Origin of the sequence: Bradyrhizobium sp. F1.4.3 (genome assembly GCF_040548375.1) — a bacterium.
Lineage (GTDB): Bacteria > Pseudomonadota > Alphaproteobacteria > Rhizobiales > Xanthobacteraceae > Bradyrhizobium.
The window spans coordinates 74,930-97,222 of the sequence record NZ_JBEPRN010000006.1; the positions used below are offsets into that span (position 1 = coordinate 74,930).

General features: G+C 62.8%; 19 protein-coding genes and 1 pseudogene. 6 read left to right on the forward strand and 14 right to left on the reverse strand.

The features are described from left to right. Nucleotides 1-2 precede the first annotated feature (2 nt). The 4 genes from ABIB73_RS18675 to ABIB73_RS18690 all read right to left on the reverse strand — a co-directional run bounded on the left by ABIB73_RS18675 (nucleotide 3) and on the right by ABIB73_RS18690 (nucleotide 5,402). Complete coding sequence (locus ABIB73_RS18675) at nucleotides 3-1,253, reverse strand: flavin-dependent oxidoreductase (protein ID WP_354226076.1); 1,251 nt, start codon at nucleotides 1,251-1,253, stop codon at nucleotides 3-5. Between the two features lie 56 nt (nucleotides 1,254-1,309). Then, on the reverse strand, nucleotides 1,310-3,661 hold the full coding sequence (locus tag ABIB73_RS18680; RefSeq protein ID WP_354226078.1) for a bifunctional salicylyl-CoA 5-hydroxylase/oxidoreductase: 2,352 nt from the start codon (nucleotides 3,659-3,661) through the stop codon (nucleotides 1,310-1,312). 99 nt (nucleotides 3,662-3,760) lie between these two features. Next, nucleotides 3,761-4,597, reverse strand: a complete 837-nt coding sequence (locus ABIB73_RS18685; protein ID WP_354226080.1) for an enoyl-CoA hydratase family protein — start codon at nucleotides 4,595-4,597, stop codon at nucleotides 3,761-3,763. 43 nt (nucleotides 4,598-4,640) lie between these two features. Further along, entirely contained in the window at nucleotides 4,641-5,402 is a 762-nt protein-coding gene (locus ABIB73_RS18690) for an SDR family NAD(P)-dependent oxidoreductase (RefSeq protein ID WP_354226082.1), read from the reverse strand. Between the two features lie 183 nt (nucleotides 5,403-5,585). Between ABIB73_RS18690 and ABIB73_RS18695 the strand changes: the two genes are divergently transcribed. Genes ABIB73_RS18695 through ABIB73_RS18715 form a run of 5 tightly spaced genes read left to right on the forward strand, consistent with a single transcriptional unit; the run spans nucleotide 5,586 to nucleotide 11,311 of the window. After that, a complete protein-coding gene (locus tag ABIB73_RS18695; protein ID WP_354226084.1) occupies nucleotides 5,586-6,404 on the forward strand; it encodes an alpha/beta fold hydrolase in 819 nt (272 codons plus the stop codon). A 7-nt stretch (nucleotides 6,405-6,411) separates the two neighbouring features. Continuing rightward, the gene (locus tag ABIB73_RS18700) at nucleotides 6,412-7,701 is read left to right on the forward strand and encodes an acyl-CoA dehydrogenase family protein (RefSeq protein ID WP_354226086.1); all 1,290 of its coding nucleotides are present in this window, start codon (nucleotides 6,412-6,414) and stop codon (nucleotides 7,699-7,701) included. Between the two features lie 2 nt (nucleotides 7,702-7,703). Beyond that, nucleotides 7,704-9,230 carry a class I adenylate-forming enzyme family protein gene (locus ABIB73_RS18705; protein WP_354226088.1) on the forward strand — a complete coding sequence of 509 codons (1,527 nt, stop codon included), beginning with the start codon at nucleotides 7,704-7,706 and terminating at the stop codon, nucleotides 9,228-9,230. Continuing rightward, complete coding sequence (locus ABIB73_RS18710) at nucleotides 9,227-10,315, forward strand: NAD/NADP-dependent octopine/nopaline dehydrogenase family protein (RefSeq protein ID WP_354226090.1); 1,089 nt, start codon at nucleotides 9,227-9,229, stop codon at nucleotides 10,313-10,315. The genes ABIB73_RS18705 and ABIB73_RS18710 overlap by 4 nt, the downstream gene beginning before the upstream one ends. Before the next feature lie 3 nt (nucleotides 10,316-10,318). Further along, nucleotides 10,319-11,311, forward strand: coding sequence for a 3-hydroxybutyryl-CoA dehydrogenase (locus ABIB73_RS18715; protein WP_354226092.1), 993 nt, complete (start codon nucleotides 10,319-10,321; stop codon nucleotides 11,309-11,311). Here ABIB73_RS18715 and ABIB73_RS18720 read toward each other — a convergent pair. The 6 genes from ABIB73_RS18720 to ABIB73_RS18745 form a co-directional block, all read right to left on the reverse strand. Next, a complete protein-coding gene (locus tag ABIB73_RS18720) occupies nucleotides 11,308-12,354 on the reverse strand; it encodes a 2,5-dihydroxypyridine 5,6-dioxygenase NicX family protein (RefSeq protein ID WP_354226094.1) in 1,047 nt (348 codons plus the stop codon). The genes ABIB73_RS18715 and ABIB73_RS18720 overlap by 4 nt on opposite strands. Nucleotides 12,355-12,389: 35 nt before the next feature. Beyond that, on the reverse strand, nucleotides 12,390-13,157 hold the full coding sequence (locus ABIB73_RS18725; protein WP_354226096.1) for an ABC transporter permease: 768 nt from the start codon (nucleotides 13,155-13,157) through the stop codon (nucleotides 12,390-12,392). Beyond that, a complete protein-coding gene (locus tag ABIB73_RS18730) occupies nucleotides 13,154-13,939 on the reverse strand; it encodes an ABC transporter permease (protein ID WP_354226098.1) in 786 nt (261 codons plus the stop codon). The genes ABIB73_RS18725 and ABIB73_RS18730 overlap by 4 nt, the downstream gene beginning before the upstream one ends. Further along, nucleotides 13,936-14,781 (reverse strand): ABC transporter ATP-binding protein, encoded by an 846-nt coding sequence (locus tag ABIB73_RS18735; RefSeq protein ID WP_354226100.1) that lies wholly within the window; start codon nucleotides 14,779-14,781, stop codon nucleotides 13,936-13,938. Before ABIB73_RS18735 ends, ABIB73_RS18730 begins: the two co-directional genes overlap by 4 nt. Before the next feature lie 121 nt (nucleotides 14,782-14,902). Beyond that, a complete protein-coding gene (gene ilvD, locus ABIB73_RS18740; protein ID WP_354226102.1) occupies nucleotides 14,903-16,597 on the reverse strand; it encodes a dihydroxy-acid dehydratase in 1,695 nt (564 codons plus the stop codon). A gap of 77 nt (nucleotides 16,598-16,674) precedes the next feature. Beyond that, nucleotides 16,675-17,658 (reverse strand): ABC transporter substrate-binding protein, encoded by a 984-nt coding sequence (locus ABIB73_RS18745; RefSeq protein WP_354226104.1) that lies wholly within the window; start codon nucleotides 17,656-17,658, stop codon nucleotides 16,675-16,677. A 178-nt stretch (nucleotides 17,659-17,836) separates the two neighbouring features. Here ABIB73_RS18745 and ABIB73_RS18750 point away from each other — a divergent pair, with 178 nt between their 5' ends. Next, a complete protein-coding gene (locus ABIB73_RS18750) occupies nucleotides 17,837-18,745 on the forward strand; it encodes an NAD(P)-dependent oxidoreductase (protein WP_354226106.1) in 909 nt (302 codons plus the stop codon). A 15-nt stretch (nucleotides 18,746-18,760) separates the two neighbouring features. Here the strand turns inward: ABIB73_RS18750 and ABIB73_RS18755 are convergent, their stop codons facing one another. The 4 genes and pseudogenes from ABIB73_RS18755 to ABIB73_RS18770 all read right to left on the reverse strand — a co-directional run. Continuing rightward, nucleotides 18,761-19,324 (reverse strand): flavin reductase family protein, encoded by a 564-nt coding sequence (locus tag ABIB73_RS18755; RefSeq protein WP_354226108.1) that lies wholly within the window; start codon nucleotides 19,322-19,324, stop codon nucleotides 18,761-18,763. A gap of 9 nt (nucleotides 19,325-19,333) precedes the next feature. Next, nucleotides 19,334-20,563, reverse strand: coding sequence for an acyl-CoA dehydrogenase family protein (locus ABIB73_RS18760; RefSeq protein WP_354226110.1), 1,230 nt, complete (start codon nucleotides 20,561-20,563; stop codon nucleotides 19,334-19,336). 108 nt (nucleotides 20,564-20,671) lie between these two features. Next, the gene (locus ABIB73_RS18765; RefSeq protein ID WP_354226112.1) at nucleotides 20,672-21,940 is read right to left on the reverse strand and encodes a CaiB/BaiF CoA transferase family protein; all 1,269 of its coding nucleotides are present in this window, start codon (nucleotides 21,938-21,940) and stop codon (nucleotides 20,672-20,674) included. Between the two features lie 205 nt (nucleotides 21,941-22,145). Continuing rightward, a pseudogene (locus tag ABIB73_RS18770) lies at nucleotides 22,146-22,283 on the reverse strand (GNAT family N-acetyltransferase); the annotation flags it as partial. Between the last annotated feature and the right edge of the window lie 10 nt (nucleotides 22,284-22,293).

Genomic DNA, 22,293 nt, shown 5'->3' on the forward strand with positions numbered 1-22,293 from the left:
CTTCAGGCGCGCACCGCCGCAAGTCCTGGCACTGCGGCGAAGCCGGCTTTGGTCGCGTAGCCGCGCACGATCGCCTCGCGCTGGGAATAGCTCAGGACGTTGTCGACATTGTCGAAGCCGTCGGGCGCGAGCTGCTCAACGGCGTCGATGACGCCCTCCGGGCCGCCGCGCCGGTTAGAGCGGACGATATCCGCGGTCATCGGCAGGCGCTTCTTCTCGTATTCGAGCAGCGCCTGGCGTGGGTGCTCGGCGCGCACCAGCGCGTCCGCAAGGCAGCGCGCATCGAGGATCGCCTGCGATGCGCCATTCGAACCGACCGGATACATCGGATGCGCGGCATCGCCGAGCAGCGTGACGCGTCCGGACGACCAATAGGGCAAGGGATCGCGGTCGCAGGTTGGGTATTCGTAGAATTCGGGCGTCGCCGAGATCAGGCTTTTCACGTCGATGTAGGGCACGGAGAAGCGCGCGACATGCGGCATCAACTCCTCGCGCCGGCCCGGCCGCGACCAGTCTTCTTTCCGCGGCGGTGGCGCATTGCCCTCTCCGACCTTCACCAGCACCGCCCAATTGGTCAGTCGACTCGCCGGGCTTGATCCCTCGGCGATCGGATAGATCACCACCTTGGCGTTCAGGCCGCCGGCCACGATCATCGATTTGCCGGTGAGGAACTGCGGCCAGTCGCGCGCACCGCGCCACAACATCAAGCCGTTCCAGCACGGCGGCCCCTCGCTGGGGAACAGCGTGTCGCGGACCCGCGAATGGATGCCGTCAGCACCGATCAGGATGTCGCCGCGCGTGGTGTGGATGTGCGCACCGGCACGATCGAAGAAATAGGCGGTGACCCCGCCTTCGTCCTGCGTGAACGCACCCAGCCGGCAACCGGTGTGGATCGACTCTGGCCCGAGCCGCTCCTCGACGGCACGATGAATCACACCTTGAAGGCGGCCGCGATGAATCGAGAATTGCGGAACGTCGTGACCGGCGTCGACGCCGCGGGCTTCGCGCCAGACCTCCTGGCCGTGGCGGTTGAGGTAATAGAGCTGGTCGGTACGGATCGCGACGTCGTCGAGCTTTTGCAAAAGGCCGAGGCCGGCAAGTTCGCGCATGGCATGCGGCAGCGTGTTGATGCCGACGCCGAGCTCGCGGATGGTATCGGCCTGCTCGAAAATCTCGCAAACAATGCCGCGCGCGCGAAGCATCAATGCCGTGGTGAGACCACCGATACCGCCACCGACGATAATCGCCCTCATCGCCTTAAACTCCACTCAGAACACGCCAGGCAATGCGGTTAACGTCGCACGGGCGGTTACTCCGCCGCAAGCGGCTTTGTCGCCTCCGCCTTGAGCTCGGCCCGGGTCTTGGGCTTAGCCTTAATTCGCAGCTCCTCGAGATCCTGCCGGTCGCGGACGCTGTTGCGGAAAATTTGCTCTTTTCCCGGCAGATATTGCGGCGGGCAGAACGTCCCGTCGGCCCCGTACCAGGCAGCAGCCTTCATGGCGAAGAAGGGATCGACCAGATGCGGCCGGCCGAGCGCGACGAGGTCTGCCCGGCCGGCGGCCAGGATGGTGTTGGCCTGGTCCGCGGTCGTGATGTTGCCGACGCACATGGTGGCCACGCGCGCCTCGTTGCGGACCTGATCGGAAAACGGCGTCTGGAACATGCGCCCGTAGATCGGCTGGGCATCGCGCACGGTCTGCCCGGTCGAGACGTCGACGAGGTCGACACCGACCTCCGCAAAGGCGCGCGAAATGGCGACGGCATCATCGCCGTCGATGCCGCCTTCAGCCCAGTCGGTCGCAGAAATGCGCACCGACATCGGCTTCTGCGACGACCACGCAGCCCGCAGCGCCTCGAAAACCTCGAGCGGGAAACGCAGGCGATTGGCAAGCGAGCCGCCATATTCGTCAGTACGGGTATTTGTCAGCGGCGAGATGAAGCTCGCGAGCAAATAGCCGTGGGCACAGTGCAGCTCGAGCATGTCGAAGCCGCAGCGTTCGCCGCGCTCGGCTGCCGCGACGAAAGAGTCTCTCACCGCGTTCATGCCGGCGCGGTCGAGCTCGCGCGGCACCTGGCTATCGGGAAAATAGGGCAACGGCGATGCCGAGAAGACCTCCCAGCCGCCATCGTCCAGCGGCCGGTCGATGCCGTCCCACATCAGCTTGGTCGCGCCCTTGCGGCCGGCATGCCCCAATTGCAGGCAGATTTTTGCGGCCGAGTTGCTGTGGACGAAATCCACGATGCGCCGCCAAACCGCCTCCTGCTCGTCGTTCCAGAGGCCTGCGCAGCCCGGCGTGATCCGGGCGTCGCGGCTCACGCAGGTCATCTCCGTGAAAATCAGGCCGGCGCCGCCGATCGCGCGCGATCCGTAGTGCACGAGATGAAAATCCGTCGGCACGCCTTCCTTCGCCGAATACATGCACATCGGCGACACCACCGCGCGATTGGCGATCTCCATTTCGCGCAAGCGGAACGGCTGGAACAGCGGCACCATCGGCTTGCTGGTATCGACAGCAAAACCGTTGTCACGAACCTGCTTGGCAAACGACTTCTCGACCTCGGCAACGAAATCCGGGGCGCGCAGTTTCAGATTGTCATAGGTGATCGCCTTCGAGCGCGTCATCACGCCGAAGGCGAACTGCACGGGATCGAAATCCCAGAACCGGTCGACGTGCTCGAACCAGACCAGCGAGACGTCGGCCGCATGCTGCGTCTTCTCGACTTCCTCACGGCGGCCGTGCTCATAGACCTCCAGCGCAGCCTTGATGCTGGGCGCCTTTTCCATCGCTTCGGCCAGGGCGATCGCGTCTTCCATCGCGAGCTTGGTGCCGGAGCCGATCGAGAAATGCGCAGTCGCCTTGGCGTCGCCAAGCAGCACCATCTTGTCCTTGACCCAGCGCTTGCTGCGGACCATTGGGAAATTGCGCCACATCGAGCGGTTGGTGAGCAATTGGTGCCCATCGAGGAACCAGCCGAAGATTTCCGCCATCCGCGCGGCAGACTGGGTTTCGTTGAGCCCGGTCAGCCCCGCTCGCTCGAAAGTCTGCGGATCGGTCTCGAAAATCCACGTCGAATGGCCGACTTCATACTGATAGGCGTGAGCGATGAACGGTCCCCACTCGGTCTCCTGGAAGATGAAGGTGAAGGCGTCGAGCGGCTTGGTCGAGCCCATCCAGGCAAACATGTTGGTGCGGACATCGACCTCTGGCTGGAAGTGATCGACGTGTTTCTCACGGAAGCGGCTGTTGATGCCGTCGGCAAGGAGGATGAGATCGGCATCGGCGAAGCGGGATTCCTCGTCAATGTCGACTTCGAAGTGCAGGTTGACGCCGAGTTCGCGCGCCCGCTCCTGGAGGATCAGAAGCAGCTTGCGTCGCGAGCAGCCGCAAAAGCCGTTGCCGCCGACCCGATGCACCGTGCCGCGGAAATGTACGGCGATGTCGTCCCAGTACGCGAATTCCTGGGTGATGCGGCGGTAGCTCGGAAGATCGTGCTTTTCAAAATTGTCCAGCGTGGCGTCGGAGAACACCACGCCGAAGCCGAACGTGTCATCGGCGCGGTTGCGCTCGTATACGGTGATATCGGCACCCGGCCGCTGCTTCTTGAGCAGGATCGCTGCGTAGAGACCCGCAGGTCCGCCACCGATGATCGCGACTTTCATGGGAGCCTCGCCAATTCGCCCGGCCATAAAAACTATTTTAAGCCTAAAATAATTTCGCGCAAGTCCCCGTTGCTGGTTCGACCCGGGCAGGGCGAGCGCCTAGTCGCCCCTGAAGACCGGCTTGACCTTGTTGGCGAAGGCTTCGAAAGCGCGGGCGAAATCCGCCGTCGTCATGCACAGCGCTTGAGCAATGGCTTCCGCCTCGATCGCCTCCTCGATCGACATCGCCCATTCCATGGCCAGCATTCGCTTGGTCATGGTGTTGCCGAAGGTCGGTCCTTCCGCGACCTGCTTGGCCAGCAGCTGGGTCTGGAGCAGCACCTGCTCCGGCGTCACGATGCGGCTGAAGAAGCCCCAGCGCTCGCCCTCCTCCGCGGTCATGAACCGGCCGGTGTAGAGCAGCTCGGAGGCGCGGGACTGCCCGATGATCCGCGGCAGGATCGCACAGGCACCCATATCGCAGCCGGCAAGCCCCACCTTGTTGAACAGGAAGGCGACCTTGGCTCCGCTGGCAGCAAGCCGCATGTCCGATGCCATGGCGATGATCGCGCCAGCGCCGGCGCAGATGCCTTCGACCGCGGCAATGATCGGCTGCGGACAGGCCCGCATCGCCTTGACGAGGTCACCGGTCATACGCGTAAAGGCGGTCAGCCCCTTGGTGTCCATCTTCACGAGCGGCCCGATGATCTCGAACACGTCGCCGCCGGACGAGAAATTGCCGCCCGCACCCGTCACGACGATCGTCTTGACCGCATCGTCAAACGCACTGGCGCGGAAGAAATCGGTGAGTTCCCGGTAACTTTCGAATGTCAGCGGGTTCTTCCGTTCGGGACGATTGAGCGTCACCGTGGCAACACCGTCGACCACGGCCAACAGGAAGTGCTCCGGTGCATAGTCAGCGAGCGGAATGGTCACGGGATTGGCTGGTCTGCTCATGCGATCTCCTTAGCTTCCTTGTTCCGCGGCTGCGACACGTACGCTAAATCTCACCACCGGCGACCGCAATCGCCTGTCCCGTGATCGCGCCAGCACCCTCACCGCACAACCAAAGCACGGCGTCAGCCACCTCCTGCGGCGTGATCAGGCGCCCCTGTGGATTGTGCCTCGCGAGCTCCGCAATGGCCTGCTCGCGGCTCCGGCCGGTCTTCTTCATGATGTTTTCAATGCTGCCGGCGACCAGATCGGTGTCGGTGAAGCCGGGACACACCGCATTCACGGTCACGTTGTTGCCGGCCATCTCCAGGGCGAGCGAACGCACGAGACCGACCACGGCGTGCTTGGCAGCGCTATACGCGCTGACATAGGCGTAGCCCTTGAGGCCGGCCGTCGACGCAATCGCGACGATCCGTCCATAGGGGCGATTCTTCATCTCAGGCAATACAGCATGGATGGCATGGACGACGCCCATGAAATTGGCGTCCATCATGCGTGCGAAAAGGGCACTGTCGGATTTCGAGAACGGCGCGGATTCAGCGGCGCCGGCGTTGGCGACCAGAATGTCGATTGGCTTTCGTGCCTGTGCTTCTGCGATAGCTGCTTTCAGCGCTGCTTCGTCCGCAACATCGGCAACGGCGGCAAAATGTGCGGCGCCTGCGTTCACTGCCTCTTCAAGAGTTGCTGTGTTCCGGCCAAGCACCGTTACGGTCGCTCCAGCTCCAACGAAAGCCGCCGCAATCGCGCGGCCGATACCACGGCCGCCACCCGTCACTAGCGCGTGCGGCGAATGCGGCAATCCGGACATGCGCTGGCTCCTGCTGCTGGTCTATGCTTCGATATATTTTAAACTTCAAGCTTTTGCAACGAAGCGTCCGCTCAAACGGAAGTGCACCGAAGACCGGCCTGAAAATTGCTTTAAGTATAAAATTATCTCTTTCCATCCCCCACAGGCCTGTTAGCATCGCGAGCCCAAGCAAAAGGATGTCGCGTGCCGCAACCCACGCCGATGATAACAAAGGACCGACGCTTCGCCTACGAAGCCGCGGGCGATCCGGGCGCAATTCCTTTGATTTTCCTGCATGGCATTGGCGGCGCGGCGCGGGCTTGGCGACAGCAGCTCGCCACATTCGGCAATCGCTTCCGCGCAATCGCCTGGGACATGCCAGGCTATGGCGGGTCAGTGCCACTTGCCAGCGTCAGCATCGGTGCCCTGGCGGATGCGCTCCAGCAATTTATCGCGCAGATCGACGTGGCGAACCCCATTCTGGTGGGCCATTCGATTGGCGGCATGATCGTCCAGAAATGGCTGGTTCAATCGCCAAGATTGGCGCGCGCGGTCGTTCTCGCGCAGACCAGCCCGGCCTTCGGCAAGGCCGACGGCGACTGGCAGAGGTCGTTCATCGCAGCGCGGCTTGGACCGCTCGATCGTGGTGAGACCATGAAGTCGCTGTCCCCCTCCCTGGTGAAGGAGCTTGTCGGTGACGAGCCAAACCCACGGGGGATGGAGCTTGCGCGCGAGTGCATGGCAAGCGTGCCGGAGGCGAGCTATCGCGCCATGATGCTGGCCCTCATCGGGTTCGATCAGCGCGGCTCACTCAAGGATATCTCCATACCGACGCTGCTGTTGTCCGGCTCCAAGGACAACAACGCTCCCGCCCCCATGATGGCGAAGACGGCGACTTACATTCCTTCGGCCACGTATGTCGAGCTGGCCGGCGTCGGCCATCTCGCAAATCTTGAACGACCTGATGCCTTCGATGAAGCTCTCGGCGGGTTCCTGGACTCCGTCACTGCAAAACACAGGTGACCGCACAATGACCATGCAAGTCAGCAAAACCATTGGTGCGACGAGCAAGGTCGCGCTGGATGCCCCGATCTTCGATCCCATCGCGTTCCGCCTGAGCGATGAGCAGGCCGATATCATTGCGCGGGCGCGCGAGATCGGACAGAGCGTGTTCGCCGGCCGGGCCGCGACTTACGATCGCGAGGCGATTTTTCCAACCGAGAATTATCGCGATCTGCATCGTGTCGGCCTCCTCGGCATTGCCGTGCCGAAGAAGCACGGCGGACTTGGCGCGAACTACCAGACTTATGCGTTGGCGGCGGCCGAGATCGGCCGCTATTGCGGCGCAACGGCGCTGACCTGGAACATGCATGTCTGCTCGACCCTGTGGTCGGGCCCGCTCGCCGACGATCTCGACATGGACGCAGACATGCGCGCCGAGCACGAGCAGCGGCGCGCGGTCCACTACAAGCGCATCGTCGAGGACGGCGCAATCTACTCGCAGCCATTCTCCGAGGGCGGTGCGGCCGCCGCCGGCGGCGTCGCCTTCGGCACGGAAGCAAAGCCCGTGAAGGGCGGATGGATCATCAACGGCAAGAAGATTTTTGCATCGCTCTCCGGCTATGCGGACTATTACGGTGTGCTCTGCACCGAAATCGAAGAAGGCGAGAAAGCTTCGCGCCGCAATACGCTTTACTTGGCGATTCCCGCCAAATCGGAAGGCGTCTCCGTAGTCGGCGACTGGGATCCGCTCGGCATGCGCGGCACGGTCTCGCGGACGCTTCTGTTCAAGGACGTGTTCGTACCGGAGGAGGCCGCTCTGATGCCGCGCGGCGTCTACTTCCAGGCGGCGATGCGCTGGCCGCATATGTTCCTGACGTTGTCGCCGACCTATATGGGCCTGGCGCAAGCCGCCTACGATTTCACCGTGCGCTATCTGCGCGGCGAGGTGCCGGGCATGCCGCCGGTCAAGCGCCGGATGTACCCGACAAAGCAGATCGCGGTCGCCCAGATGCAGATCAAGCTCGAGCAAATCAAGGCGATCTGGTTCCAGGCTGTCACCGAGGCCTGCCCCAATCCGAGCAAGGAGCAGGTGCTGCGCGCCTACGCTGCGCAATATTCTGTCATGGAAGGCGCCAATGAGCTCGCCGCACTTGCGATCCGCACCTGCGGGGGACAGGCGATGCTTCGCTCCCTGCCGCTTGAACGTATCTATCGCGACAGCCGCTGCGGCTCGCTGATGCTGCCGTGGACGGCCGAGCTCTGCCTCGACCGCATCGGCCGCGAGGCGCTGTACGAGGCCGGCGAAACGGACGACTGACGGTGGACCTATGTAGTCTGATCGATCGCAACGCGGCGTTCGCGCCAGACAAGACTGCCATTGCCTTCGAAGGGGAACGGCTGAGCTACGCGGCGTTCGCCACACGCATCGAGCGGACCGCCAGCGCGTTGAAGAAGGAACTCGGAGTCGGCCGGGGCGACCGCGTTGCGATCCTGAGCCTGAACCGGCCGGATTACTTGGTCCTGCTCTATGCATGCGCGCGGCTCGGCGCGATGCTAGTGCCGCTGAACTGGCGGCTGGCCATCGCCGAGCAGCTCTTCATTCTCACCGATGCGGGTGCCAAGGTGCTGGTGCTCGAGGAGGCCTTTGAGGGAGTTCTTCCCGAACTCGCGCCGGGGACAGCCGTTGTCGGCCTCGACTTCACGCCGCCTCACGGCGCAACATTCGAGGACTTGCTGGCGCGCAACGACGGAAGCGGTCGCAACCCGCATACCGACCTCTCCTGCCCGCTGCTCATCGTGTACACGTCTGGAACGACCGGACGGCCGAAAGGCGCGGTGCTGCGCCAGGAAGCACTGTTCTGGAACGGCGTCATGAGCCAGCACATGCACAACATGACGTCCGACGATCACGTGCTGACCGTGCTGCCGTTCTTCCATGTCGGCGGCCTCAACATCCAGACCACGCCGGCGCTTCAGCTGGGCGCGACCGTCACGATCCACGCCCGTTTCGCGCCCGACACGGCGCTTGCTGCCATCGCGAACGACAGGCCGACACTGACGGTGATGGTGCCGGCGATCATCCAGGCCGTGAGCGACCATCCCGCCTGGGCCACGACCGATCTTTCGTCACTCAAGGCGGTTGCCACTGGCTCGACCATCGTGCCGCCGCATCTGATCGATCGCTTTGTCGCGCGCGATGTTCCGGTGCTTCAGGTCTACGGCTCCACGGAAACCTGCCCCATCGCAGTCTACACGCGACTTGGCGGCGATCTCTCGCGTGTGGGATCGACCGGTCTTGCCGGCCTGTGCTGCGAGGCAGAGGTGATCGATCAGGCAGGCCGCGAGGTGCCAGCCGGCACGCTGGGCGAGATCGCGCTACGCGGCCCCAACATCTTCTTCGAGTATTGGGGCAATGCGGATGCCACGCGCGACGCGCTGCACGACGGCTGGTATCGCACGGGCGACATCGGCCTGTGCGACGCGGACGGCTATTTCTGGGTCCGCGATCGCAAGAAGAACATGATTATTTCCGGTGGCGAGAACGTCTACCCGGCCGAAGTCGAGCGGGTCCTGCTCGAACATCCGGACGTCAGCGAATGCGCCGTGATCGGGCGACCGGACCCGCGCTGGGACGAGGTGCCGATCGCCTATGTCATCCGGCGGTCCGGCTGCCGGCTCGAAGCTGATGAGCTGCGAGCGCACCTTCAGGCGCAGCTCGCCCGTTACAAGCTTCCGCGCGACATCGTCTTTGTCACCGACCTGCCGCGCACGGCGCTGGGCAAGATCCAGCACTTCCTGCTGAAGCAGCTTGATGCGCAGTCACGCGCGCAAGGAGAAGCATCTTGAAGATTGCGGTTCTGGGTGGGGGAAACGGCTCTTTCGCAGCCGCAGGCGATTTTGCGCTGTTGGGGCATGAGGTCCGGCTCTGGCGCCGTGACGCTGATCAAGTGGCCGCACATCGCGCTGCGGGCTCGCGCATCCTGGTGAAGGACCACAACGGCCGCCACGACGTGGAGCTGGCGCTGGTCACGACCGACATTTCCGAAGCCGTCAGCGGCGCCGAGCTGATCCTGTGCCCTGCCCCCGCCTTCGCGCAGCCGGACATTGCCCGCCTGCTCGCCCCACACCTACAGGACGGCCAAGTCGTGTTTCTGCCGCCGGCCACATTCGGCTCGATGATCTTCGCCCAGGCCGCTCGGGATGCCGGCAACCACGCCAAAGCGAGCTTTGCCGAGACCGGCACACTGCCGTGGCTCACCCGCAAGCACGGTCCGTTCGAGGTCGCGATCACCATCCGCGCCAAGCGACTGCCGGTCGGCGTGTTCCCGCTCAATCAAGCGCCGCAGGCACTCGAAGTGATCCGACGCGCTTTCCCTGATGCGATCGAGCCATGCGGAGACGCGCTTTCGGGTGCGTTGATGAATGCAGGCCCCATCATCCATCCGCCACTGATCGTGATGAATGCAGGACCGATCGAGCATTTCGAACGATGGGACATCCACAAGGAAGGCACGCAAGCCGCGATCCGGCGGGTCACTGACGCGCTCGACGCCGAGCGGATCGCCGTACGTGAGGCGCTTGGATATAGCGCGCCGCATTTTCCGCTCGCTCACCATTACGCCAGGGAAGGCGAGATCTGGATGTATGGCCGCGGCTCGCACGATCGGCTGACCGATTCCGGCGACTGGCGCGAGCGGATCGTGCTGACTGAGCATCGCTACATGCGTGAGGATCTGCGGCTTGGATTGTCGCTGCTGGTCTCAGTCGCGGCGATGGCCGGTGTGGCGACGCCACTGGCGAGAGCATTTCTGGCGATCGGCGGCGCGATCCGCGGCGAGGATTTTACGCAAGGCGGCCGAACGCTTGAGGCGCTGGAGCTTGGCAAGCTCGATAAGGTGGAACTGCAGACGCTTCTTCGTAAGGGATTTTGACCGATGACCCGCCGCGCCAACATTGCCTGTCTCGGGGCCGGCCGCATGGGCCGCGGCATTGCTGTCGCGTTCGCTTACGCAGGCCACCGGGTCGCCATGATCGACGTCAAGGCTCGTTCCCCGGAAGACTTCGCCAAGCTGGAGACGGACGCGCTCGGCGAAGTCAGGAAGACCTTTGCCAGCCTGTCGAAGCTGGGGCTACTGACCGAGGCAGATGTCGATCCGCTCATCGCACGGGTTTCGGTGGTGCCGTCCCGCCAGAGCGGTGTAGCGCTGTCCGAAGCCGGAATCGTCTTCGAGGGCATTCCCGAGGTCGTCGAACTCAAGCGGGAGGTGCTCGGGGCGGCTTCAAAACAGGTCGGCCCGGACACGATCATTGCATCAACTACGTCCACCATCCTCGTCGATGATCTGTCCGGCGTAGTCGAAAACCCTCGCCGCTTCCTCAACGTTCACTGGCTCAATCCCGCCTATCTGATCCCGCTGGTGGAAGTTTCGCCCGGCAAAACAACCGATCCCGCCATCATTGACGAAATCAAGGCACTGCTTGAAGGCATCGGCAAGGTACCGGTCGTCTGCGCAGCGACGCCGGGCTTCATCGTCCCTCGAATCCAGGCGCTTGCGATGAATGAAGCCGCGCGCATGGTCGAGGAAGGCGTCGCCAGCGCGGAGGACATCGACAAGGCGATCCGTTACGGCTTCGGCTTCCGCTACGCGGTGCTCGGGCTACTCGAATTCATCGACTGGGGCGGCGGCGACATCCTGTATTACGCCAGCCGCTACCTCGAAGGCGCGCTCGGCAGCGACCGCTATCGCGCGCCGGACGTCATTTCACGCAACATGCACGAAGGCCGGATCGGCCTGCGGACGGGCGCAGGCTTTCTCGATTATTCCGGCCTCGACGTCGACGCCTATCGGGCAAAGCGGCTTCAGGCCATGGTCGACCTGCTCCGGCACTTCGACCTGGCTCGCCCGCCCGTGCTCGATCGCAGCTAGCCGAAGACGTCCTGGAGCACGCCTTCCCGCACCACCGCGACGCCATCGAGCTCGATGGTCGTTCCCATCATTGGCAGGTCGAAATGGCCCGCCGTGTAGCGGCCGGCAAATTCGTTGGCGCCGGTCGAGAACAGGAAATTGCCGGAGACCGCACGGATCTCCGTGCCATTGGTGTCGCGCTGGTCGTACATCGAGAGCGCTTCGTAGCGCGCGCCCGGGTTCATGCCGAAACCGACATGCGACACCGCATAGGCCTCGCGATCGCCCCAGGCGGCGAGATAAGCCCGCATCATCGCGGCATCCGTGCCCTCGCCATCCAGCTCGACGACATAATCGTCCTTCAGCGTCATCTTCACCGGCGACGTCAAGTAGCGTTTGAAGGTCAGGTTGATGTCGCCGGGCGCCATTACCAAGGTGCCGTTGATCGTCCCGCTCTTGGGAAAGCTGACGACGATGCCGCCTGGCCAATGCGCGAGCGTGCCCGGCTTGTCGGTCCAGCCCCACACGCCGACGGTCGAAGCACCGACCATATCCACGTCAAGCGCCGTACCAGCTTTTGAGGTGACGCGCATCCGCTTGGTCCCGCGCAGCATCTTCGCCGCCGCCCGAACCCGCTTCTCCAGTGCGGAATCCGGCACCATCCGCTCCAGCGCCTCGGGATGCTCGTTGGAAATCACGAGGATCCGCGCACCGGCCTTCAGGATCTCGGGTGTCTCCACCGCGTGCATCAGGCCCTCGATGGTGCAATCCACCACGAAGCCCGCCTGCTGAAGCGCGCTGATGACCGGCCCAAGCCGCTGGATCGCCTCGCTCGCCCCTGTTGAGCGAACCGGAACGATATTCCGGTTACGCGGCGTCGGCATCACAACGTGAAACGGCCGTGCACCCATCCGCAACAGCGCGAGCTCCGCGAGATGCACATTCAGCGCTCGCGACTGGGTTTCCGAGAGGATTGCCGGGGTATCACCGGGCTTGACGGCGCACCGCTCGAAAATCTCGCAAAACGCGTCGATCCACTTTGCTTCGATGCGATCAGCCAGCATGGTTCACTCCCGGTCTTATTTTCTTGTTCGGTCCGTTACGCTTCGGGGAAACCCCGGAGCAGGTATGACCGCACGGCCCCCAGCAGGCCATTCAGGATCAAACCCAAAAGGGAGATCGTGATCAGCGGCACGAACATGTCAACGGCCTGGAAGGTCCGGGCCGCGGTCACGAGGACATGGCCCAGCCCATCCGTCGACGTAATCATCTCGGCCAGAAACACCACGATACAGGAAATGACAAGACCGATCCGGCAGCCGGTCAGGATAGACGGCATCGCCGCCGGCAACACCACCTTGAACAGAATTTCGTAGCGCGGCGTTCCCGCCGCCATCGCCGACCAGATCAGCTTCTGCTCGACAGTCGACGCGCCATAATAGGTGGACAGCAGAATGGGAAAGAGCGCGTCCGCCGCCACCAATGTGATCTTCGATCCGTGGCCGAAACCGAGCAGTAACAACAGCGCCGGATAGAGCGCGACCTTGGGCAGCGGCGCCAGCACCCGCACGATCGGCCGAACCACAGCGTTGATCGCCGGATTGGCCGCAGCTGCGATGCCAATGCTGACGCCGAGCACGACCGCAATCACGAAGCCGGCAAACAGCCGGACCAGGGTTGCCGCGATCTCCTGCTGAAACGTCCACGTGAAAACTTGCTGGAGTAGCCGGCTGAAGACGACCCCTGGCGGCGGCAGCAAAACCGCGGGCGCAAGGCCGGACGACACGAGGCCCTGCCAGATCGCGATGACCAGCGCTATTGGCGCCAGCCCGAGGATCACATTAGTTGAGGAAAGGCGCGATGTCATGAGAAACTCAGGGGCATGTCGAGCTGAGGTTCAGACCAACGCACGAGTCTTGCGCGGACCCGCTCGAACATCGCGTCGAGGCAGATTCCCATCGCGCCCACGATGATGATCATTGCGTACACGGTGTCATATTGGCCCATGTCGAGTGCGTTAAATAGGATGTTTCCGGCTCCGGACTGACGGGCGATCATCTCGCTCGTGATCATCGTGATCAGGGCCAACACCAACCCCGTACGGCACCCGGTCAGTATCTCCGGTAGCGCCGCCGGCAACACGATCCGCACCAGGCGTTGCGCAAGCGAAAGTCCCATGGCCGCGCCGGACCACAGCATCTTCTCCTCGACGGCCTTGGCGCCTTCAAAGCTGTGATAGATCACCGGCAGGCTTACGCCGAGGAAGATCACCAGCGTCTTCGTGATGTCGCCGACCCCGAGCCACAGCATGATGATCGGCATCAAGGCTGCCTTCGGCACGGGATAGATCACCATCAAGAGCGGATTGAAGAAAGCCGCAACCGCCCGGCTGCGGCCCATCAACAGGCCCAGCGGAATCGAGAAGAGCACCGCAACGCCAAACCCGATCGCCATGCGGCGGAGCGAGGCCAGGATGTTGATCAGCGCTTCCTTGTCGCCGAGGATGTCCGGGATCGCGCGGATTGCCTCGATCGCAGTTGGGAAGCTGTCGTTCTTCAGCATGAGGGCCGCGAGCTGCCACACTGCCAGCAGCCCAATGCAGGCGAACACAGGGGCGGCGCGTCTGGCCAAGGCAGCCGGCGACATCATAACGGCGATCCGGTCTCGTCGACCTCGTCGAACATGCGCTCGATGTCGACGACGTATTTCTGGTAGCGCGGATCGAGCAACAGCTCGTTTCGACGGCGCGGCCGCGGCAGATCGATGTCGATGACCTGTCGAATGCGGCCGGGAGATTTCGACATCATGACGACCTTATCGGAGAGAAAGACGGCTTCGTCGACCGAATGGGTGACGAACAACACGGTCTTGCGGTCACGCTCCCAGATGTTCAAGAGATCGTTCTGCAAGCGCGTACGCGTGTGGGCGTCGAGCGCACCGAACGGCTCGTCCATCAGCAGAACTTCGGGATGATAGGCCAGCGTCCGGGCCAGCGCGACGCGCTGCTTCATGCCGCCCGACAGCTCCTTCGGATAGAAGTTCTCGTAGCCCTTTAGGCCGACCATCTCGATCAAGGCCCGGCTTTGCGCTTCAGCCTCAGTCGGTCGTACACCTTGCTGGCGCGGTCCATACATCACATTGCCCAGCACAGTCTTCCAGGGAAACAGCGCGAATTCCTGGAACACTGGTCCGCGATCCGGGCCGGGCGCCGTGATCGCCTTTCCTTTCATCTTGGCCGCCCCGCGGGTTGGACTGACGAAGCCTCCAACGATGTAAAGCAGTGTCGACTTGCCACAGCCGGACGGGCCGAGGATGGAAACGAACGCTCCCTCTTCGATCGTCAGGGAGATGTCCGACAACGCCAAATGATCCTTGCGCGCCGAGGTCTGAAAAACCTGCGAGACGCGGTCGATCACGATGATCGCAGAAGCCGGCTTTTGTGACGTCACCGGTCTCACCCATTCGCTCGATCTCGAAGGCACTACCTTCATCCCGTCTCTCACTTCACCCGCGCGCGACGATCGCTTTAACCTGCTGAATGTCCTTCTTCAGCGACACGAGCTTAGCAAGAAACCTGCCAGACAGGCGGTCGTTTTCGCACGGGTCGGCGCGTCATTCGAACCAGGGCCATTCTGCCGGACCCTCATGCGTAACCGCGCCACCCGGCGCCTGGCCAACCAGCCGCGCATATTTTGCGAGCGCACCTGCACGGTGACGCGGCGGGCGTGGCTTCCAGTCGCGTCGGCGCGCCACGAGTTCCTGCTCGTCGACCAGCATATCCATCCGTCGGTTTGCAGCATCAATCCGGATCCCGTCGCCGTCACGAACCAACGCGAGCGGCCCGCCGACGAAGGCCTCAGGAGACACATAGCCGATGCACATGCCGCGGGTGGCGCCAGAGAACCGTCCATCGGTGATCAGGGCCACCTTTTCGCCCATACCCTGCCCATAGATCAGCGCGGTAACGCCGAGCATCTCGCGCATGCCGGGGCCGCCAACCGGTCCTTCATTACGGATCACGAGAACTTCGCCCGCCTTGTAGCTGCGGTCGCGAACCGCTGCGACACAAGCCTCCTCATCTTCAAAAACACGTGCGACGCCCTCGAAGAACTGGCTCTTCAAACCCGCGACCTTCATCACCGCACCATCGGGGCAGAGGTTTCCCTTCAGCACCGCCACGCCGCCGTCCGACATGATCGGCGCGCGGACCGCATAAACGACCTCTCCGTCGGGCGCGTTGGCGGCGCCATATTCTTCGGCAAGCGCACGGCCGGTAACACTCAGGCAGCTGCCATCGATATGCCCGCTCTGGATCAACTCGCGGATCACAACGGCCGCGCCACCGATGTCGTAGACATCCTTCGCCGTGTATTTGCCGCCGGGCCGCAGGTTTCCAATCAGGGGCGTCCTCGCAAAAACCTCTCCGACATCATCGATCGTGAATGCGATGCCGGCCTCGTTCGCGATTGCCGGCAAATGTAGCGCAGCGTTGGTCGAGCCGCCCGTCGCAGCAACGATCGCGGCGCCGTTCTCCAGGGATTTCCGCGTCACGATGTCGCGTGGCAGCGGCCCACCGCGCTCCAGCATTTCCATTACTAGCCTCCCGGCGCGGCGCGATATCTGCGCGCGCTCGGCGTAGACACCGGGCACCATCGAGACGTTGGGAATAGTGAGCCCCATCGCCTCTGACACCATCCCCATCGTGTTCGCGGTGAACTGGCCGGCGCACGCGCCGATGGTCGGCAGGCACGCGCGCTCGATCCGCTCGAGCGTGGCACCATCGATCTCACCGGTCATGAAGCTGCCAACGGCTTCGTAGGAGTCGAGTACCGTCAGGGTCCGCCCGTCCACGCGCCCCGGCAGCGAGCTGCCGCCATAGATGAAGATGGACGGCACGTTGCAACGAACCATGCCCATCATCACGCCCGGAAGCGTTTTGTCGCATCCGCCGTATCCGATCAGTGCATCGTAAGCGAGGCCATGCACGACAGCTTCGATCGAGTCGGCGATCAGTTCGCGCGAAAAGAGGGAAAACTTCATTCCCTCATGATTCATGCTGATGCCGTCGGAGACTGACACAGTCGAGAACTCGCGCGGCGTGCCGCCGGCCTCCTCGATACCGGTTTTGGCCGCCGCCACCTGGAAGTCGTGTGTCATGTTGCAGGGCGTTTGCTCGCCCTTCATGCTAACGACACCCACCATCGGCTTCGCAATCGCCGCATCGTCCAGGCCCATCGCGCGCATGAATGCGCGGTGCGGGGCCCGGTCAAGGCCATCAGTCGTTATCCGTGATCGCAACTTCTTCATACTTGCATCATCTTCATGCAATGTCCCGCACATGGCGGGACATTGCGACCTCGATAATTCGACAAACTGCCGATCGCCTATTGCAGAGGCGCGACGATGGTCGGATGCTTGAACTGCGCGACGTCCAGCTTCGGCAACATTCCGGTCTCTGCGTAGATGTCCAGCATCTTCTGGATCGCGGGAAAATTCGGAGCCGCACCGGGATCGCGACCGAAATCATTGTCCTTGAGGAGGTAGGTCTCAAGCACCGGAATAGGTGCCTTCAGAACTTCGTTGACGACCTTCAAAGTCTCTTCGCGGTTCGCCAGCGCTTTCTTCATGCCTGAGGTGATGTCGCGGACATAGGCCTTGACCAGGTCAGGGTTCTTGTCGACGAAATCGGCGCGGCACGCTTCCAGGATGTGCACGATGTTCGGCATGGCCTGCGACAGCGAGAACAGTTTTCGCGTACCGCCCTTCGCCTCTGCGCGCGCCGCAAACGGCTGGTTCATGTTGACCGCATCGACCCGGCCCTGCCGTAACGCATCTTCCGAAACGGCAAAGCCGACCTCGACCAGCTTGATATCCTTGGCCGGATCGACGCCGTTCTGCTTCAGGAGCAGGTTGAACGGTCCTTGCGTACCGCCGCCGATCACGGAAATCCCGACCGTCTTGCCCTTGAGATCGGCGATCGTCTTGATCGGCGAGTCGTCCATCACTGCCCAGTAGACCGAGAAGCCGCCGGGCTTCTCGAAGACGTGCTGCGCCACGATGTAGGCCTTGAGATTGCCGCCGACTACGCCGTTGGCGAGCGACAGCGGCGCCTGCGTCGCGCAATCGAGAGCGCCGGCCGCCAAAGCCTGCGTCATCGGCGCGGTGCCCTGAAATTGGGTCCATTCGATATTGTAGGTCTTGCCGATGTCGGGAAATTCAGCCGGCCTGCGCATCATCCAGTACTTGGATTCCTCGGCCGGGATCGTCCAGCCGACGCGGATCGTCTGCTGCGCTCGTGAGGGGCTTGCGCCCGCAATCATGGCCGCCACGGCCCCTATTGCCAGCATCCACCTCGAAACCGTTCGCATTGTGCCCACTCCGCTGCTCCGGCGCCGACGGGCGCCACCCAACCCGACCGACCCAAATGTTTCATGGTTCAAACAATCAGGCAAGCCATGCATGCCTGCCCGGTTTCGCCGTGGGGCGCACGATGTATGGTGCAGCGGCGGCCACGCGGCATTGCGCCGCGGGAGAAGGAGGCAACCTATGGCTGATGCGAGCGGGGTAAACCCGCAAGGCGTCGAGAGACTCGGCTATCTCGGCCTTGGACTGATGGGGACGCCGATGACCCGGCGCCTGCTCAAGGCCGGCTATCAGGTGACGGTCTGGAACCGCTCGGAGGGCAAGGTGGCTCCGCTCGTTGAGGCCGGCGCCAGGCGCGCAACCGCGCCCCTCGACGTTCTGGCGGGATCGGACATCGTCTTCATGTGCGTGACAGACGCGACGGCAGTCGAAGAACTGATTTTTGGATCCGAGGGCATTTCAGCGGCTCCTGGTGCAGGCAAACTCGTCGTCGATTTCTCGTCGATCCATCCGGATGCCGCACGCGATCTTGCGGCTCGACTGAAAGACGCGAACGGCGCAGGCTTGATCGATGCACCGGTGTCCGGTGGCACCAAGGGCGCCGAAGAAGGCACGCTTGCCATCATGGCCGGCGGAGAAGCCGCCGACATCGAACGGGTGCGACCCTACGTGCTGGCCATCGCGCGCAGGTTCACCCACATGGGTCCCACGGGCGCCGGCCAGACTACAAAGCTCTGCAATCAGGTCATCGTCGGATGCGCGATGGCCGTCCTTGCGGAAGCAACCCGCCTTGCCGTGAACGCCGGAATTGACGCTAGTCGGCTACCCGAAGCGCTCGCCGGCGGCTTTGCGGATTCCATTCCGCTTCAGCTCTTCGTGCCGCGTATGGTCCATGGCATTCACTCACCGCCGCTCGGTCACATTGCGACGATGCTCAAGGACCTCGACACGGTTGCCGATGTGGCCCAGGCGACGTCGACGCCGGTGCCAATGGCCTCACTCGCCGGGCAGCTTTTCAGACTGGCCAAGACCGCGCGTGGCGCCGATGCCGATGCACTGGAGATCTACAAGCTTTCAGCGGAAGAGCGGTAAGCTGCAGTTCCCGACTTACGGCGATTTCTTGGGCCCATCGTCGGGGAGGAATCGGCCAAACGCCCCTCGCGCGAAGAGCAGCGGCTCTTTCGTGTTGTAGGTATAGGCCTCTACCGCGCCGAGGAAGATCACGTGGTCGCCGCCATAATAGCGATTGACCGAGCGGCACTGAAAATTGGCCACGCTCTCGGCAAACACCGGCGCGTTGCCGAGCCCCGGCGTCCAGTCGACCCCGGTGAATTTGTCATCGGATGATTTGGCGAATTTGTTCGCGAGCGCCTGCTGCGAAGCGCCAAGCACATTGACCGTGAAATGGCTGGCGTTCTGAAACACGGTCAGGCTCGACGAGTAGACGACGAGGCTCCAGAGAACCAGAGGCGGATTCAAGGAGACCGAAGCGAACGAGTTGCAGGTTAAGCCATAAGGCTTTCCGTCCGGCCCTGCAGCCGTAATGATCGTCACACCCGTGGCGTAGGTGCCGAGCGCATTGCGAAAGTCGCGGGGATCGATCGGCGAGTTGTCGCTCGCAAGTTCGTTGGCTGGATCAGGGACGACCGGTTGTTTTGGCAGATCATTCATCGGCCGGCCTCACAAGGTGAGATTCTCGGACGGAAGGCCAAGCGCCACACGTCCATAATTGGTCCCGGCCGCATCGAAATTGAATGCAAGGTGCGAGTTGATCGCATGCGCATCACGGAACTGCCTCTGCAACACCCCCGTCGTGAACAAGCCGCGCGCACCGCTCGCAGCAAACAGCATCGAGACCGCGTCGGTACATAGATTGACCGAGAAGGCACCATCACGCCGATACCTGGTCTTGGTCGCCATGTCCGGAATGTGACGACGTTGCGCATCCTCCATGGCATCGATGCAGGCCGAGCGCATGATCAAACGTGCCGCATCGATCTTGGCCGAGGCCTCCGCGATCTTGATCTGAGTGCTTTGAAAGTCGCTCAACTTGGCGCGATTGTAGGTCGATATGCGGTGACGCGAGACCTCCGCATAGTCGTCCAGACACGCCTGCGCATTCCCGAGCGCGACGCCGGATAAAACGTAGGGAAACAGTGAGAATACCGGCAGCGCATACAGCGGGTTGGGATTCACCTTGCTTCCCGGCGCCGAACCGCCGGCAAGATCGCCTACAGCGACCGTCATATGGTCGGCGACGAAAGCATCCCTGACTTCCACGTCCGACGACCCGGTGCCGCGCAGTCCGGTGACATTCCAGGTATCGAGAATCTTGTAGTCGGCCTTGGGCAACAGAAAGATGCGGTATTCGATGCCGTCAGCCTCATCGTCAGAAGAGACGACGCTTGCGAGCATGTTCCACTCGCAGGAGGCGACGCCCGATGAGAACGGCCAGCTTCCGTTTAGCTGGTATCCGCCCTCGACCTTCCTGGCGCGGCCAGCAGGGAAGATGAACGATGATGCGATCAGCACGTCCGGGTCGCCGCCCCAGACCAGATCCTGCGCTCTCTGCTCGAACATCCCGAGCATCCAGTGGTGGCTTGCGAGATTGGCGAGATTCCAGGCCACGGATGCGTCCGCTTGTCCGAGCAGGTCGGCGCAATCGATCAGGGCGACGTAGTCGAGCTCGGCGCCGCCGATGCGCTTTGGCTGAAGCATCCGGAACAGGCCGGAGTCGTGCAGATCCCGCTCGGTTTCCGACGGCAGGTGCCGCAACTCTTCGGTCCGAGCCGCCCGCTCCCGCAGTTGCGGCAGGAGCGCCCGCGCCCTCGCAATCATCGTCGCATAGGCACGTTCGCCGGAGTTCGTACCTGCCGACTGACCCATGCTCGGCTCTTGACCAGGCGCCATTCGTGTCCCTCGCTCTCACACAGTTATGCGGCGGGAACCTAGCCAAATCAAGCCGGTGCAGCGTCAACGGGGTACGCAAACCGTGCCTGCCATCCCGGTGTGCTCTGCTCAGACCAACCCCGTGGTTTTTCGCAACCCAAACGCCCCTTTCTCGACCAGCGACGCAATCCGGCGCTCGTCGTAACCAAGCGTCTCACGCATGACACCCTCGGTGTGCTCGCCCAACAACGGCGCGGCAACAGGGTCGACTGCGCTGGTCAAGCTCATGGTGATCGGCGTCTCGATATTTGGCACCCATTCCGCCGTTCGATGCGGGATCCGGCTCAAGCGATGGCGCTCGCGCGCTTCGGGCGCATTGAACCCCTCTTCGACGGTGCGGAGATAACCGACCGGGATATTGGCCAGCTTCATCTTTGCCATCCAGTTCTCGAGGGTATCGCTTGCAAAGACCTCCGCGATGGCTGCCCGTAGGAGTTCCTTGTTCTCGGAGCGCGCTTTGCGCGACGCGAACTGCGGATCGGTGATCAGATCGGGCCGGTTCAACACCTCGACCACCAGCCGGCGATAGAGCCGGTCGTTGGCGCAGGCCATGTAGAGTGGTCCATCGGACGCCTCGTAGACACCGACGGTGGGAGACCCGCTCGGCGAATTGCCGAACCGCCCAGGGTTCTCGCCGTTGATCAGATAGGCCATGCCGAAGAAGCCGGTCATCCCCATGGCAACGTCGAACAGGGCAACCTCGACATGCTGCCCGCGGCCGAGCCGATCCCGCGCCAATAGCGCCAGCAGGATGGCGTTGCAGGCAGACATCCCCGTCGCCATGTCGACAATCGGCGGGCCGGTACGAACCGCCGGCCCATCGGCAAACCCGTTGAGCGACATGAAGCCGCTTTCCGCTTGCGTGATGGGATCGAAACCGGGTCGCGAGGCAAACGGTCCGGTACGTCCATAGGCCGAGATCGAGCAATAGACCAGCCGCGGATTGAGCGGCGCGACCGCCTCATAGTCGAGGCCGAACTTCTTCATGACCCCGCTCGAAAAATTCTCGACGACCACATCCGCTTTGCGGATCAGATCCAGCGCGATCCCGCGCGCCTCCGGCACGGCAAGGTCGAGCGCGATACCGCGCTTGTTGCGGTTCAGGCTGAGATAGGCCGCGCTTTCACCACCGATCTCGGCATGCTCGTAGGCGCGCGTGTCGTCGCCACCATCGGGATTTTCGATCTTGATGACGCGTGCACCGAAATCGGCGAGCGTCTGCGTGCAGGCGGGACCCGCCACCACCCGCGTAAAATCGACCACCAGCAGACCATCAAGTGCGGTCGGCCCTCCCATCGCCTGCGACGGACGTTCCGGCAATTGAGGCTTGGTGGACATCTTTGGCGCTCCGTTACATCGGCTTGTGGTCGCCGAATTTCCTGCAAGATCAAATTTAAAGCCCGGCGGCGCCGGTTGCGCAAGTGCCCGATCCAACTCTCTCTCAAAACGCAAAAAGGGCCCGGCAGCCGTCAAGCTGCCGGGCCTATTCGATCGTGCAAATTATTCGCAGCGGAAGTGACGTTCCGCGTCGCGGGAAACCCGCCTATTTGAGCCACTTTCTCCAATAGAGCGTATTCGACCAGGCCCAGGGCACATCGGGTTCATAGAGCCGATAGCCGGCCGCAATGAAATTATTGGCCGACACCGGATTGTCCGTCGTATCTGAAACAATGCTGTGCCAGTTTCATCGC

What these genes read in the sequence shown, in the direction of transcription:
- ABIB73_RS18765 (WP_354226112.1), bottom strand. Translation starts at nt 21,940, where the DNA reads ATGTCCACCAAGCCTCAATTGCCGGAACGTCCGTCGCAGGCGATGGGA.
- ABIB73_RS18685 (WP_354226080.1), bottom strand. Translation starts at nt 4,597, where the DNA reads ATGAGCAGACCAGCCAATCCCGTGACCATTCCGCTCGCTGACTATGCA.
- ABIB73_RS18690 (WP_354226082.1), bottom strand. Translation starts at nt 5,402, where the DNA reads ATGTCCGGATTGCCGCATTCGCCGCACGCGCTAGTGACGGGTGGCGGC.
- ilvD (WP_354226102.1), bottom strand. Translation starts at nt 16,597, where the DNA reads ATGAAGAAGTTGCGATCACGGATAACGACTGATGGCCTTGACCGGGCC.
- ABIB73_RS18750 (WP_354226106.1), top strand. Translation starts at nt 17,837, where the DNA reads ATGGCTGATGCGAGCGGGGTAAACCCGCAAGGCGTCGAGAGACTCGGC.
- ABIB73_RS18735 (WP_354226100.1), bottom strand. Translation starts at nt 14,781, where the DNA reads ATGAAGGTAGTGCCTTCGAGATCGAGCGAATGGGTGAGACCGGTGACG.
- ABIB73_RS18730 (WP_354226098.1), bottom strand. Translation starts at nt 13,939, where the DNA reads ATGATGTCGCCGGCTGCCTTGGCCAGACGCGCCGCCCCTGTGTTCGCC.
- ABIB73_RS18700 (WP_354226086.1), top strand. Translation starts at nt 6,412, where the DNA reads ATGACCATGCAAGTCAGCAAAACCATTGGTGCGACGAGCAAGGTCGCG.
- ABIB73_RS18675 (WP_354226076.1), bottom strand. Translation starts at nt 1,253, where the DNA reads ATGAGGGCGATTATCGTCGGTGGCGGTATCGGTGGTCTCACCACGGCA.
- ABIB73_RS18745 (WP_354226104.1), bottom strand. Translation starts at nt 17,658, where the DNA reads ATGCGAACGGTTTCGAGGTGGATGCTGGCAATAGGGGCCGTGGCGGCC.
- ABIB73_RS18755 (WP_354226108.1), bottom strand. Translation starts at nt 19,324, where the DNA reads ATGAATGATCTGCCAAAACAACCGGTCGTCCCTGATCCAGCCAACGAA.
- ABIB73_RS18725 (WP_354226096.1), bottom strand. Translation starts at nt 13,157, where the DNA reads ATGACATCGCGCCTTTCCTCAACTAATGTGATCCTCGGGCTGGCGCCA.
- ABIB73_RS18680 (WP_354226078.1), bottom strand. Translation starts at nt 3,661, where the DNA reads ATGAAAGTCGCGATCATCGGTGGCGGACCTGCGGGTCTCTACGCAGCG.
- ABIB73_RS18760 (WP_354226110.1), bottom strand. Translation starts at nt 20,563, where the DNA reads ATGGCGCCTGGTCAAGAGCCGAGCATGGGTCAGTCGGCAGGTACGAAC.
- ABIB73_RS18720 (WP_354226094.1), bottom strand. Translation starts at nt 12,354, where the DNA reads ATGCTGGCTGATCGCATCGAAGCAAAGTGGATCGACGCGTTTTGCGAG.
- ABIB73_RS18715 (WP_354226092.1), top strand. Translation starts at nt 10,319, where the DNA reads ATGACCCGCCGCGCCAACATTGCCTGTCTCGGGGCCGGCCGCATGGGC.